The sequence below is a fragment of the Ruegeria sp. TM1040 genome (genome assembly GCF_000014065.1).
Classification (GTDB): Bacteria; Pseudomonadota; Alphaproteobacteria; order Rhodobacterales; family Rhodobacteraceae; genus Epibacterium.
Genome location: NC_008043.1, coordinates 284,929 through 298,586, shown reverse-complemented (window position 1 = coordinate 298,586; position 13,658 = coordinate 284,929). Strand labels below are relative to the sequence as shown.

Genomic DNA, 13,658 nt, shown 5'->3' with positions numbered 1-13,658 from the left:
GTGCCTGCGAGCGGTTCGGATTGGGCCAAACGACTTGACTTGCAGACTGCGTAACGCATCAAGTGACGTAACGTTTATACAGTTTTGGACAGAAACTACGCAGATGCCGCCAAAATCGCCGCCTATTTTTGAATTTCTGCTGTTTGAGGGGTTCTCCAACATGGTGCTGGCGAGCGCCATGGAACCCCTGCGCGATGTGCGGATGAACTCAGGCCAAGAGGTTTCCGGTTGGCGCGTCACCACGCTGGACGGCGCGCCGGTCCGCAGCTCCAGCGGATTGCAGATCACCCCCGATGGAAGCTTTGACGAGGGTGAGACCAACCGCACTCTGGTGCTGGTTGCGGGGTACCATGTGCGGGATCAGGTGACGCCGACGCTCTTGGCCAAACTCAGGACCGCCACCCGTCAGGCCGAGCGGGTGCTGGCGCTGGACACGGCCGCCTGGCTGCTGGCGGCGGCGGGCGTTTTGGAGGGCCAGGCCGCGACGATCCACTGGCAAGAGTTGGAGGCGTTCAGCGAGACCTTCCCCAAGACCGAAGTATCCACCGCCCGGTTTGTACGCTCTGGTGCGTTCCTCACCTGTGGTGGCGCCAGCACGGCGCTCGACATGATGCTTAGCCTCATTCAGGAGCTTTATGGCTCCGCCGCGGCCTTTGGGGCATCGACGATGTTTGTCTATGATCCCTCGCGCCAGTCGGAGCTGAACCGGGGCGCTGCGCGGTTGGAGCAGAGAGGCTCACCAAAGGTGCTCGAGGCGGTGAACCTGATGGCAGAGCGCATTGAGTCACCGCTCAGTACGGCTGAATTGGCCAAGCAAGTCTCGCTCTCTGAGCGCACGCTTGCACGCGCGTTTCAGCGTGAATTGGGTATGACGCCCGGTAAGTATTACAAAATACTGCGGCTGCAGCATGCACGCTATCTCTCGGAGGAAACACATCTGAGCCTTGAGCAAATTGCCCATCGTTGCGGGTTCTCTTCCGCTTCGTCGCTTGGCCGCTCCTTTGTAGGTCTCTACGGGCGCACCCTTCGCGACACGCGTACTCAGGAAAGGCCCTGGGTGAAGTCCGCAAGATAAGAAGAATGCCCAAGGTACCGGGCGCGCGGTCGACCGATGGGGCGCGACATCTGGAGCGCCACTGGTTGATCCCAACATTCCAAGAGGTGGGTCAACAATAGGGTGCTATTGTTTCCCAACAAATCAAGGCAATTTTGTGTCAATTTTGGTACCTTGAAATGGCAACATTCATGAAGCTTCTCCTCTGGAGAGTCTGATCTGACCAGTGCCGCGCGCGTCCCGAAAAGGAGAACCAAGTGCCTGATTATGCAAAAATATTTACCTACGAAGTCGAAGGGTTGTCCTACACGGTTTCGCTCTACGAAGAAGATGGCAAAATCCTCGCTGACATCACTCTGACCGAGGGCAGCATGGATGTGAACGCGCTCTATTATGGCGATGATGAATTTTCGGGCACCAGCGAAAACCTGAGTGGGCCGCTCAACCTCAACGGAACCAGCCTTGAGGGTGAAAAGATCCAATGGGACGATGCCGTCGCGTTGAGCGATCCTGGTCTGGGGGCAGAGGGGGATGAAAAGGAAACCTATCTTCATGAAGGCGATACGCTGACCGTCGAATTGGGGGCCGAGTCCCTTGATGAGGTCGACATTTTTGGCATCCGCGCCACATCGACCACTACGGAAGATGGCTCTATCAAGGCGGTCTCCGATGATCCCGAAGAGCCCGTAGATCCTGTGGAGCCAACTTATGAGAAGGTTTTCTTCGGGTGGGAGTTCTCTGAAACAGGCGAGCCGCTGAGCGGCACTTGGATCCTTGATCAGGAACCCGATCCTAACCCCTATGGTGTGACCGCTCTGCCTGAAGGCACGGAGCCAACCTTTGAAAACTACCTTTCTTACTATGCCTCGGACACGGTTTGGGGCGATGTAGATCTGCTAGAGGGCGTTGCCTTTTACGAGACGGATGAAAATGGCACGCTGCAGGAGGTGTTCCGGTTTGACGCCCCCGAGGCCGGTTTCCAAAGCACTGAAGAGGTGCTTGACGCCTACTATGCTGCGCTTGACGCGTATGAGGCCGAGAGCGGCACAGACGGGGCCGACCTTTTGGCGGCGCTCTCCATCGATATGGACCCAGAGGCAGAAGCCACAGCCGAAGAGTTTAGCGAGGCGGACGACTACGAATTTGTCTAGTTGGAGATGCGTTGAAATGTCAAAGCCGCTCATAGGCGAAGCGGCCTGTTCGTGCATCGCCGGATATCGCTATGCGCGGGCATGTTGGCCTGGCTATCGCGCCTGATCCCGATTGGTCTCATGTGCCAGCAGGCCGTCGTGATCCGGGAAACTGTAGGCCTGTATCTATTCCGAGTGTCTGCGGGTGCGGAACTGTTCGGCAGATGCCAAAACAGACTTTACGGTTGCGGGAGCATCGGTTTACCCTCGTATAAGTTGCGCATTCGTGGCGCCTTATTGATGCATTTGCACAGGAGAACCCATGTCCACTCTGCGCACGCTTACCTCTGCGGATTTCGAAGCATTGCTGAACCGGACCTTCGCTGTACGATCCGAGCCTGAAGACGTGTACCTGTCGCTGATCGAAGTGAAGGTGATGGGATCCGGTGAGCGGGAGGGTGGGGCGTTCTCTACGCTGTGGCAAGGGCCCAAATCGCCGTTTCTGGAGCAGGCCATTTACAGCCTCTCTGAAGAGGAATTTGGCGAGCAGGAAGTATTCCTTGTACCCGTCGCCGAAAAGGACGCAGGCATTCAGTACGAAGCCGTATTTACCTGATCTGCCGGAAGATCCCAGCGCATCAGGTCGTAAACGCCTTTGTCCTCTTTTGTAATGAAACCAAGCCGGCGATAGAGGGTCTGGGCCGGATTGGCCTTTTCGACGTGGATGCTCACGGACTTTTGCGCACGAGTGGCCTCCTCGAGGAGGTCGCCGAGAATTGCGCTCCCAAGCCCTTGGCCGCGCGTCTGGGGTAAAAGGGCGATGTCGATGATGCGGTGCTCGCGCTCCCAGCGCTCAAGATAAAGACGCCCCACGGCTTTGTTGTACTGCTCAATCACGAGCCATAGCGCATCAGGATAATGTGCCTGGTAATGCGCATGCTGGGCCATGAACTGCATGGTGATGAAGGCTTGTTTCTCGGTTTCCTGCCAAGGGGTTCGATCAAGTTCGACCTCGCGCGTCGATCGATAGAGCGCGACCAGAAACGCTTGATCCTTGGGCGTGATCCACCGATAGCGCGCGCCCAGAGTAGCGGCGCGGCGGGCGAGTGGTGCCTCCGCCCCAGATGGGGGACGGATCTCAAAGGATGTCGGGGGGGCTTCGGGCAGCGTCATTCGGGGTTCGGTGTGATGTCCTGCGTGGTTGCAATCGTGGCATAGCCGGACCCCAGAGCGGTCCAGACGGCCGCCCAATGATCAAGGGTCTGCTGGTTGAGATAGGCCGCGTCACCGTTGGGGTCGCATGAAAACAGGCTCAGCATTGCGTTTGCATTGGGCTGCAGAACCAGATCGCAATCTTGCGCCACATGGCCAATGACATCCCATGTGGACCAGTTTTCCGAGGTGGGGCCGGTTTGATACTTGGCGTAGAGCGGGCAGTTCGTTCCGGTGCTCAACTGAGCCACAAGATACAGCCCGTCATTGCATGCGCTGGACAGGGCCATTGAGTGTACAGAAGACGGGAAGGTGCCAAACAAAACCCAGGCTCCAAAGCTGCTGGCGCTGACCTGTTGCTGGGCCTTCATGTAGATCTTGTCGCCGATCCGCGCAAAGATGTGAACCAGCGCATTCATGTCGAGACCGCACACCAATTGCTCAAAGCCGGTTAGCCCGTCGGAAATCTCCTCCCAGCCATCCCAGCCCTCTGGCAAAAAGGGCCGATCACTGGACTGTAGGTTCATGTATGGGATGCCGTCGGAGTTGATCCCTGCAAGCAGAATGCGACCATCCGCGTTTTGTGTGGCGGTGAGGCTGCTCAACGCGCCCGGCAGTTGTTGCCAGTCTGACCAGGGTTGCGCAGGCGGAACTTCGACGAGAACTGTCACTTCGATTGGGGTATCGGTTCCCGGCGGCACCACGGTGATGGTCTCTTCAACCACGGTATTGGGATTTTCGTACTTCCACCAGATCTCACCGGTGGGATCTGCGCTGATCAAGAATACATTCGGGCGACCATTCAGCCCGTTGAGCAGCAGGGTTTCACCCAAATTGGCCACATTGTCTGGTTTGCCCAGATCCTGCGGCGCGGCAAAACGGCTGCCTGTCTCATCGCGGCGTTCGCGAATGTAGGTCACATGGCCCGTGCTTGCATCCACGGCCAACACCGAAACATAGCCGCCTTGTGTAACAGAGGCATTGAGAAGGGAGGGCTCATAGGTGGTCTGCGTTAGAGGCGTGAAGCTCGCAGAAAAACTGCCATTTTCGATCGTCTGGTCGTTGTAGCCCAAGCTGCCCTCCGAGGTGAGGGCAGTGAAGAAGATCCGAAAGTAACTGGGATCTGTCAGCAGGTTTCCTGAAAAGTCCTCATGGGTGGCGTCTTCAACTGACATGTCGAATGTCCTTCCGATATGCGGGCCGATAGGCGGATCTGGGGGCGGGCGATGACGCCGAGGCAAAGGTTAACTGCGTGACGGGTAAAGGCCCTGAAGCGCGATAATGAAATTCAAGGTAAGATAAGGCTGCATGTTCTGGTGCGCCGCGCCGCCACCCGTGTTGGGCAGGGCCTCTGGGGCAAGGTCGACCAGATTGGTCCCGGTCGCCGTCTGGTAAAGGTTGTCAAAGCCGGTATCGCCAAGCGTGGTTGTATCGCTTGGAGTGCCAGTGCTCGACGTGTCCAGGCTGGCGATGCCTGAATGGGTGTGGTTGGGCAGTTGCGCTTCGCTCAAGGTCACGTTTTCACTGCCGCCACGCTGGCCGAGGCGGCGGTCGGTGAGGCCGGGACCGCGCCCCGGGTGCATCGGTGCGCGTCCCTGCAGATTGGGCAGCGCAGTTGTCGTGCGACCATCGCCGCCATAGGTGGTGCCGATCAAGGAAAACAGCGCTGTGTTCTGAGAGACCGGCAAAAGCTGGCCGTCACAAAAAGCCCAGCTGCGCGGCGCAAAATTCCCGGCAAAGATCCGTATCTCAGCGATGAAAGGTTCAGACATATACGCCTCCTAATGTCGGCTCGGATAGATGCCGAACAGCGCCACGATGAAATTGACGCAGAGGAATGGCATCAGATTGGTGTGTGACCGCGAACCACCCGTATGCGTCACCATATTCGACGCCATAGGCGAGGTTGGTGACGATGGCGTGTAGTGGTTGATCCCGGACCCCGCTGCCAGCACCCTGCCTCCAGGGTCTTGGTCTTGTGCGAGTTCTGTCGAGGCCTGCAGGGGATGTGTATGGCTGGGCATCTGGTTGACGGTCAGGGTGACCTTTTCTGCACCTCCGCGCGCGCCCAGTCTGCGCGGGCTTAGGCCGGGGCCGGCCCCCGCATGAAGCGGCAATCGTCCGCGCATATCCGGGAGGCCAAATGTCGTGCGGCCGTCGCCGCCATAGATCGTGCCAAAAAGGGAAAACAGTGCATCGTTTTGCGACACCGCGAGCAGCTGACCATCGCAGAAGGCCCAGCCGCGAGGAGCGAAGTTACCCGCAAACATACGGATTTCGCCTACAAAAGGTTCCGACATCCTGTGTCCTTTCGTGATCAGTTGCGCGACGGAAACAGCCCTTGAAGGGCGATGCAGAAGTTTACGGCGATATAGGGCTGCATGTTCTCATGTGCCTGAGAGCCGCCAGCATTGGTTATGGCACGGATGCCCACCAAAGTTCCCGGGGTCGGGGCATGATAGGCCGCATCAGGAGATATTTCTGCAGCCAGCAGGTGGCTTGCGGGCGTGCGGCTGTTGCCGACTTGTGAAGAGGCATGCGCGGCGTGCGTGTGCGCCGGCATTTCACCAATACCGAGTGTGACGGTTTCAGCACCACTTTTTTGACCAAGTGAATGTCCCGGCCCCCTGTGCAAGGGGGTGCGACCGCGCAGGTCGGGCAGCGCAAAAGAGGTGCGCCCATCACCGCCATAGGTCGTGCCGAGCAAAGAATAGAGCGATTGGTTCTGATTGATCGGCAGGATCTGCCCATCGCAGAACGCCCAGCCCCGAGGCGCAAAATTGAACCCGACAATGCGGATCTCAGCGAGAAAAGGTTCTGACATAATCTCCCCCGGAAAATGCGCGTTTCACGTATTCACAACCGGACAGTGCCCGATGTGTATTTGGCGGCAATATTCTATAGGTAGTATAATAAAGTGCGCATCTTTGATTCTTCGAGCGTCACATATGAACAGCATTGTGGCAATCAAAATATTTTTTAGGTTGCATCAGGCCTTGTCAGTGTGGTGCCACGAGCGCCTCGCATGCAGGGACGTCGTACGCCCTTCACTGAGCTCAGGTACGTTGACTTTTATCTATGCAGGCTTGGCTATCACTTGAGGGTCAGGGCCTAAGCGTGAGGAGGCCGCGGCGCGTTTTTCGATCGGACCGTCTCGCACCGGGTGCTGATACGTTTCCTTGGAAAAGGTGCAAGTATTCCTAAATACTCCCCATGATTGATTTTTCTTGATAAGCGGAGCGCGTCATTGTGTGCGCAATCGTCCAAATCATAATTGTTTTGGAGTTTTTTAAAATATAGCTATGGTTGTGCCAAGGTGTGCGCTCCGTCTTTTGGGGCGTTGTTGGCGGTTTGAAAGTGAAGTATTCATGATTGAGTTTTTGTGCGAATGTGTGGTGCGCGACAAACGTTGCGCCATGACACCTCCGGTTTCAGGGTACAAAACTGGGCGGGGGCCGATTGTTAAACGCCTCAGTGGCGTATTCTTCTTTATCATGGTCTCGCTTTTTGTAGCCCCACAGGCGGCACAAGCGTCGTTTACGAGTTGCCCAGCCAATACCTCTGGCGGTGACCCGCTGACAATGAATCTCACTGTGGATGAGTGCACCTTGCAAAGCGGCGCGGCCGTGTCGGCATTGTCTGACGACCTGATACAAATTCAGATTGCTGGAGGATCGAGCACCAACTTTTTCATCTTTGACCCTTCGGCAAATGATCTCCGTGATCTGATATTCAGCGTCAATAACGGCAGCCCTCAAGGCACGCTCGATGCGGATGGCGGCAGCTTGTCCGGGATCGATTGTGCGGCGGGCTGCACGGTGAGCGGCACCCACGGGGGATCGCCATTCACCTTTACCTACACCGCCTCAGGCGGCGGCGGATCTCTGAGTTCTCCGGCTGAGATTGACGATCTCGTTTCCTCCACGGGCAACACGGTTGCGGATGGTGGAACCGACACGATTGCAGCTGCAATCGACAGCGGTACCCCGACGACCATCACCTACGATGTCAGCAACAGTGGTTCGGGCACGCTATCTCTGTCTGGGTTGACACAGGGCACCCCGACGAATGCTTCATTTGGGGCGACCTCAATAGATGCGGCATCCGTGGCTTCAGGCGGGACAGAGACCGATGCCATCAGCATCACATTTACCCCAAGCTCCACCACGGATGGTGCCAGTTTCTCTGTTCCGTTCAGTTTCACAACCAACGATGCGGATGATGGAACCGATGAAACCACCTTCAATGTCACCATCTCCGGCACAATCAATGCCGAAGCCGAGATCAGCGATCTGACCTCTTCAACAACTAATACGGTTGCGGATGGAGGTAGCGATGCGCAGGGCACAGTAGCCTCCGGAAGCGCTCAGGCTCTCATCTACACGATCACGAACTCGGGTACGGCGGACCTCAGTGTTGCGACGGCCTCCTCGTCAAGCGCCAGCAATGTTACCGTGAATTCGATTGGCGCGCCGGGCAGCACAACGGTTTCCGCAGGCGGCGGCACGACACAGTTCACCGTGCAATATACGCCCAGCGCGGCGGGGGCCTTCTCTTTTGATCTGTCATTTGTGAACAGCGATGCAGACGAAGACCCCTTCAATTTCACCGTAAGCGGCACGGCGACGGCGGCGCCTGGGTTCAGCCAGGCGATTGCACCGGGGACGATCCTTGCGGATGGGACGGCGACGGTGACCTTTACCATTGACAACAGCGCTAATGCCACGGCGGCAACGTCGCTCGACTTTAGCAATAGTCTGCCCGCAGGGGTTGAGGTCGCCGCAACGCCCAATGCGTCGACCACCTGTACCGGTGGCACGCTGACGGCGGTGGCTGGCAGCGGCACGCTCTCCTATACCGGTGGCACGGTGGGCGCGGGCGCCAGCTGCACGGTGCAGGCGGATGTGACCGCTGGAACGGACGGCAGCTACAGCAACACCAGCGGCGATCTGACCTCGAGCCTTGGCAATTCCGGCAGCGCCTCGGCCTCGCTGACGGTGGCCTCGCCAGAGATCGATCTCCAGCGCCCGGCGGCAACGTCTCTGGCGGATGGTGACACCGATGCGCAGGGCAATGTTGCGGTGGGGGTGCAGCAGGTGCTGACCTACACGGTAGAGAACACCGGCAATGCGACGCTCACCCTGAGCGGCACGCCCAGCAGTTCGGCGGCGAGCAATGTGAGCGTGGACAGTATCTCTGCACCCGGCTCCAGCAGCCTTGCGGCCAGCGCCAGCACCACCTTTACGGTGGCCTATACGCCGACCGCGGCAGGGGCGTTTTCCTTTGAGCTCGATGTGAGCAGCGACGACGCCGACGAGGGCACCTATGATCTCACCGTAAGCGGCACGGCGACGGCGGCGCCTGGGTTCAGCCAGGCGATTGCGCCGGGGACGATCCTTGCGGATGGGACGGCGACGGTGACCTTTACCATCGACAACAGCGCCAATGCCACGGCGGCAACGTCACTCGACTTCAGCAATAGTCTGCCTGCGGGGGTTGAGGTCGCCGCAACGCCCAATGCCGCGACCTCCTGTACCGGTGGCACGCTGACGGCGGTGGCTGGCAGCGGCACGCTCTCCTATACCGGTGGCACGGTGGGCGCGGGCGCCAGCTGCACGGTGCAGGCGGATGTGACCGCTGGAACGGACGGCAGCTACAGCAACACCAGCGGCGATCTGACCTCGAGCCTTGGCAATTCCGGCAGCGCCTCGGCCTCGCTGACGGTGGCCTCGCCAGAGATCGATCTCCAGCGCCCGGCGGCAACGTCTCTGGCGGATGGTGACACCGATGCGCAGGGCAATGTTGCGGTGGGGGTGCAGCAGGTGCTGACCTACACGGTAGAGAACACCGGCAATGCGACGCTCACCCTGAGCGGCACGCCCAGCAGTGCGGCGGCGAGCAATGTGAGCGTGGACAGTATCTCTGCACCCGGCTCCAGCAGCCTTGCGGCCAGCGCCAGCACCACCTTTACGGTGGCCTATACGCCGACCGCGGCAGGGGCGTTTTCCTTTGAGCTCGATGTGAGCAGCGACGACGCCGACGAGGGCACCTATGATCTCACCGTAAGCGGCACGGCGACGGCGGCGCCTGGGTTCAGCCAGGCGATTGCGCCGGGGACGATCCTTGCGGATGGGACGGCGACGGTGACCTTTACCATCGACAACAGCGCCAATGCCACGGCGGCAACGTCACTCGACTTCAGCAATAGTCTGCCTGCGGGGGTTGAGGTCGCCGCAACGCCCAATGCCGCGACCTCCTGTACCGGTGGCACGCTGACGGCGGTGGCTGGCAGCGGCACGCTCTCCTATACCGGTGGCACGGTGGGCGCGGGCGCCAGCTGCACGGTGCAGGCGGATGTGACCGCTGGAACGGACGGCAGCTACAGCAACACCAGCGGCGATCTGACCTCGAGCCTTGGCAATTCCGGCAGCGCCTCGGCCTCGCTGACGGTGGCCTCGCCAGAGATCGATCTCCAGCGCCCGGCGGCAACGTCTCTGGCGGATGGTGACACCGATGCGCAGGGCAATGTTGCGGTGGGGGTGCAGCAGGTGCTGACCTACACGGTAGAGAACACCGGCACTGCGACGCTCACCCTGAGCGGCACGCCCAGCAGTGCGGCGGCGAGCAACGTGAGCGTGGACAGTATCTCTGCGCCCGGCTCCAGCAGCCTTGCAGCCAGCGCCAGCACCACCTTTACGGTGGCCTATACGCCCACTGCGGCGGGGGCGTTTTCCTTTGAACTCGATGTGAGCAGCGACGACGCCGACGAGGGCACCTATGATCTCACCGTAAGCGGCACGGCAGATGGGAGCGCGGAAATCGGCGTTGGCTCAGCGACCGGCGGCAGTCTTGAGGATGGCGACACCGATACAATTCCCGGCACCCCAAGTGCGGGTTCGCCGACGGTGATAATCTATACGTTCACCAACTCTGGCTCCGGCACGCTCAATATCACGACGCCGACGGTTGCTGGAAATATCTCAAATGAAACCAATGTCGTGGTGAACAGTTTGACTCTTGCGTCCAACACTGTGGCCGGCGGGGGCGGCACCACAACGCTGGAGATCTCGTACACGCCGCAGGTCAGCGGGGCCTATCGTTTTGATCTGCAGGTCGCCAATGACGATGCAGATGAAAGCCTGTTCAATATTACGGTCGCGGGTTCTGCAAGCGGCCTCCCCGAAATCGAGGTGTCTTCCTCGGCAAGCGGTGCGTTGAGCGATGGTGACACCGATAGTATCGCCACGGTCGCGACGCCCGGCGTCACGGCGTCCGTCACCTATACCATCACCAACAGCGGCACCGATGTCTTGACCCTGGATGCGCCGTCGGTGGCCAGCAACATCCGCAACCAAAGCAACGTGACGGTGGATCGTCTCAGTCTTGCATCAACAACTGTGGCCAGTGGCGGTGGGACAACCACATTGCGGGTTGACTATACGGCCACCGCAGGTGGTGCGTATGGGTTCGACCTGAGCCTGGGATCGGATGACGCGGATGAAGACCCGTTTGACATCGTTGTCAGTGGCACAGCCCAGAGCGTCGCGAGCGCGCTCGCAGCTCAATCCGGATCGGGTCAGGTCTCTGAAGTGGGCGCGCAGTTTCCTGCGCCACTCGTGGTTTTGGTCACAGACAGCACTGGTACAGGAGTGGCGGGGGTCGATGTGACGTTTGCCGCCCCTGCAAGCGGCGCTTCGGTGGTTTTTGCCAGTACGGGCACCCATACAGAGACGGTGACCACCGGCTCTGATGGGACGGCGAGCACCTCTGCCATGACCGCCAATGGAACGCCCTCCAGCTATGCCGGGGGATCGACACTTCAATCTTATGATGTCACGGCCAGCGCGACGGGCCTCGCCAGTGTCACCTTTGCGTTGACCAATGATCGCGATTCAGAAGCGGATATTCAGAAAACCCAAGAGGTGATAGCGGCCTTTGTTTCCAATCGCGCCAATGCCATCGTGTCCAATCAGCCCGATCTGGTATCGCGGCTCAGGCAAGGTGCGCTGGCGGGCCAACAAGGGCGCAACGGGTTTGATCTGCGGGCCACATCGGGTGGTCGATCCGCGAACTTCAGCTTTAGTCTGCGCGCGTTGCTGGAGGAGGCTCGTCGGCGCAATGACGGCGCGCGTTGGCGCGAGACGCTGCGCCATGCGGATGCGAGCGCCGGGCCCGGCGCAGACTCCGCAGCAGACCGTGCGATGGCCAGTCAGGCCTATGCGCTGCGTTTTCGCGGAACCGACCCGGCGCAAGCAGCGCCCGTGGTGACACCCGTAATCTCATCAGGCTGGGATTTTTGGGCCGAGGGGACCTACGCCATCACGGAGAGTGGCAACTTCGAGAGCCGGTCAGGCCTGTTCTTTGCGGGTGCAGACTACCGCTGGTCGGATCAGGTCCTGCTCGGGGTCATGGGGCAGTTGGACATTGCCGATGAGGACAATGTCGCGGCCGGGACGTCGGCCAGCGGTACCGGCTGGATGGTCGGGCCCTATGTGGTGGTGCGCCTCGATCAGAACCTCTATCTCGATGTTGCGGCCACCTATGGTCGATCTTCCAACACGGTCAACGCGCTTGGTTTGTTCGAAGACGATTTCGATACTGAACGTTTCTTGTTGCAAGGTGGTTTGACGGGCGATTTCAAACTGAATGCGCGCACCACGATCAGCCCGTTTGCGCGGCTGACCTACTACTATGAGAAGCAGGAAAGCTATACCGATACGCTCGGCCGGGTGATCCCCTCGCAGGACTTCGAACTTGGTCGGTTCGAGTTCGGTCCAAAGATTTCATGGGAGATGTATTTGCAGGAGGGCACGCAATTTTCGCCCTATGTGTCTTTTTCCGGCATCTATGATTTCAACAAGCTGCAGGGGGCGACACCGACAGATGCGACACTGGCCTCTTCTCAGTCGGATCTGCGGGGGCGGCTCGAAGCGGGTGCCACTTTCCTTGTGCCTGATCGCGGGATCAAAGTTGCCGTCGAGGGGTTTTATGACGGGATTGGAACGTCCGACTTTGAATCCTATGGTGCGAGCCTGAGTGTCCTGATCCCGTTCTGAAGGCCCCATCCTGGCAGAGATTGCCTGCGGAGGCCTATCCAGGGGCACGCATGGGGGATGATTTTGGCTGCAGATGAACTGCGCCCGCGATCCGGCCCACGGGTGCATTTCAATGCGGCCCCGAGCGAGGCGTCATCGGCGACTGAGGGCCGTGCTGCTATCCCAACCGGCCCGCGCGGCGCAGCAGACTATCCGTTGCGTGCCGTGCCTTGGCGCGGCGGCAATTGGTCTCGCGTTTCGTTTGCACATCGCTTTGCGCTGCGAAGGTCCTGAATGCGAGAACCCCGGAGCCAAATACCAGGCATAAGGTGATGACGGATGAGGTCATTGCGCGGGGTCCTTTCAAGCGAACGCCGAGGCCCGAACCTCTGGGCCTCGGCAGGTGCCTGTTGGCTGTTTTGTTGTGACAGAACGAAGCGGTATGTGGGGGCTGCGGGACGCGGCTTCAGGTCGCAGCGCCTGCCTGCCAGCGAAGCGCGGTTTCGGCGACCCGGCGGCCCAGGTATTCTGCGGTCCTCAGGTCCGAACCCGCAGGCGCCACTTCGGGTCCGACATCCGCATCCGCTTGCGACATCGCGCCCATGAACCCACCAAGACGATTGAGATCCTCGGGCGAGCCCGTGCTGGTGTTGTTTCCAGGCGGCAAGCCAAGTCCGACCCAGATCATGCCATGTTGCATGGCAAAATGGTTGATCTGCTGGAGCGTTGCCAGCTTGTCGCCGCTCATCCCCGCCGAATTTGTGAACCCCGCTGCCAGCTTGTTGACCCAGCGCCCTTCGAGCCAGCGGCCAGATGTCTCATCCAGAAACGATTTGAACTGGGCAGACGCGCTGCCAAAATACGTGGGGGAGCCAAAGACGATCGCATCGGCGGCGTCAATAATCTCCCAGTTTTGCGCATAGTCTTCGACCGGGATCAGAGAGACCTCTGCGCCGGCAACCTCATTGGCGCCTCGGTATACCGCTTTGGCCTGTACTGCCGTGTGGCCATAGCCGCTGTGGTAGACGATAGCTATCTTCACCATTGTTTTCTCCTTCTAGGGTGGGCCGAGCTGGCTGGCCGGGGTGCCCTGCATGCGACATCACGTCTGGCAACGGAGCTGACCCCGTTCCTCATTGGGATGTCCTCCATGCTTATGTCGCTGGAGATCAACGATTGATAATATTGAGTTCTCATGATTATGATCGAAAAATAAGATCATATAGG

Annotated in this window: 10 protein-coding genes; 4 read left to right on the top strand and 6 right to left on the bottom strand. The window is 59.4% G+C overall.

The window, feature by feature from the left end; all coding sequences use genetic code 11:
• The first annotated feature begins 103 nt into the window (after positions 1-103).
• The 3 genes from TM1040_RS01885 to TM1040_RS01875 all read left to right on the top strand — a co-directional run bounded on the left by TM1040_RS01885 (position 104) and on the right by TM1040_RS01875 (position 2,800).
• A complete protein-coding gene (locus TM1040_RS01885) occupies positions 104-1,075 on the top strand; it encodes a GlxA family transcriptional regulator (RefSeq protein ID WP_011536910.1) in 972 nt (323 codons plus the stop codon).
• A gap of 236 nt (positions 1,076-1,311) precedes the next feature.
• A complete protein-coding gene (locus TM1040_RS01880) occupies positions 1,312-2,205 on the top strand; it encodes a hypothetical protein (RefSeq protein ID WP_011536909.1) in 894 nt (297 codons plus the stop codon).
• A gap of 301 nt (positions 2,206-2,506) precedes the next feature.
• Complete coding sequence (locus tag TM1040_RS01875) at positions 2,507-2,800, top strand: DUF6916 family protein (protein WP_011536908.1); 294 nt, start codon at positions 2,507-2,509, stop codon at positions 2,798-2,800.
• Here TM1040_RS01875 and TM1040_RS01870 read toward each other — a convergent pair.
• The 5 genes from TM1040_RS01870 to TM1040_RS01850 form a co-directional block, all read right to left on the bottom strand.
• Positions 2,776-3,357 carry a GNAT family N-acetyltransferase gene (locus TM1040_RS01870; RefSeq protein WP_011536907.1) on the bottom strand — a complete coding sequence of 194 codons (582 nt, stop codon included), beginning with the start codon at positions 3,355-3,357 and terminating at the stop codon, positions 2,776-2,778. The genes TM1040_RS01875 and TM1040_RS01870 overlap by 25 nt on opposite strands.
• Entirely contained in the window at positions 3,354-4,571 is a 1,218-nt protein-coding gene (locus TM1040_RS01865) for a hypothetical protein (protein ID WP_011536906.1), read from the bottom strand. Before TM1040_RS01865 ends, TM1040_RS01870 begins: the two co-directional genes overlap by 4 nt.
• 69 nt (positions 4,572-4,640) lie before the next feature.
• Positions 4,641-5,168, bottom strand: coding sequence for a phage tail protein (locus tag TM1040_RS01860; RefSeq protein WP_011536905.1), 528 nt, complete (start codon positions 5,166-5,168; stop codon positions 4,641-4,643).
• A 9-nt stretch (positions 5,169-5,177) separates the two neighbouring features.
• On the bottom strand, positions 5,178-5,696 hold the full coding sequence (locus tag TM1040_RS01855; protein WP_011536904.1) for a phage tail protein: 519 nt from the start codon (positions 5,694-5,696) through the stop codon (positions 5,178-5,180).
• Between the two features lie 17 nt (positions 5,697-5,713).
• Positions 5,714-6,220, bottom strand: a complete 507-nt coding sequence (locus tag TM1040_RS01850) for a phage tail protein (RefSeq protein ID WP_011536903.1) — start codon at positions 6,218-6,220, stop codon at positions 5,714-5,716.
• Between the two features lie 544 nt (positions 6,221-6,764).
• On the opposite strand from TM1040_RS01850, the gene TM1040_RS01845 reads away from it, so the two are divergent.
• Positions 6,765-12,452 carry a choice-of-anchor D domain-containing protein gene (locus TM1040_RS01845; RefSeq protein ID WP_011536902.1) on the top strand — a complete coding sequence of 1,896 codons (5,688 nt, stop codon included), beginning with the start codon at positions 6,765-6,767 and terminating at the stop codon, positions 12,450-12,452.
• A gap of 445 nt (positions 12,453-12,897) precedes the next feature.
• Here TM1040_RS01845 and TM1040_RS01840 read toward each other — a convergent pair whose 3' ends face one another.
• On the bottom strand, positions 12,898-13,476 hold the full coding sequence (locus TM1040_RS01840) for a flavodoxin family protein (protein WP_011536901.1): 579 nt from the start codon (positions 13,474-13,476) through the stop codon (positions 12,898-12,900).
• Between the last annotated feature and the right edge of the window lie 182 nt (positions 13,477-13,658).

What these genes read in the sequence shown, in the direction of transcription:
- TM1040_RS01885 (WP_011536910.1), top strand. Translation starts at nt 104, where the DNA reads ATGCCGCCAAAATCGCCGCCTATTTTTGAATTTCTGCTGTTTGAGGGG.
- TM1040_RS01875 (WP_011536908.1), top strand. Translation starts at nt 2,507, where the DNA reads ATGTCCACTCTGCGCACGCTTACCTCTGCGGATTTCGAAGCATTGCTG.
- TM1040_RS01870 (WP_011536907.1), bottom strand. Translation starts at nt 3,357, where the DNA reads ATGACGCTGCCCGAAGCCCCCCCGACATCCTTTGAGATCCGTCCCCCA.
- TM1040_RS01865 (WP_011536906.1), bottom strand. Translation starts at nt 4,571, where the DNA reads ATGTCAGTTGAAGACGCCACCCATGAGGACTTTTCAGGAAACCTGCTG.
- TM1040_RS01860 (WP_011536905.1), bottom strand. Translation starts at nt 5,168, where the DNA reads ATGTCTGAACCTTTCATCGCTGAGATACGGATCTTTGCCGGGAATTTT.
- TM1040_RS01855 (WP_011536904.1), bottom strand. Translation starts at nt 5,696, where the DNA reads ATGTCGGAACCTTTTGTAGGCGAAATCCGTATGTTTGCGGGTAACTTC.
- TM1040_RS01850 (WP_011536903.1), bottom strand. Translation starts at nt 6,220, where the DNA reads ATGTCAGAACCTTTTCTCGCTGAGATCCGCATTGTCGGGTTCAATTTT.
- TM1040_RS01845 (WP_011536902.1), top strand. Translation starts at nt 6,765, where the DNA reads ATGATTGAGTTTTTGTGCGAATGTGTGGTGCGCGACAAACGTTGCGCC.
- TM1040_RS01840 (WP_011536901.1), bottom strand. Translation starts at nt 13,476, where the DNA reads ATGGTGAAGATAGCTATCGTCTACCACAGCGGCTATGGCCACACGGCA.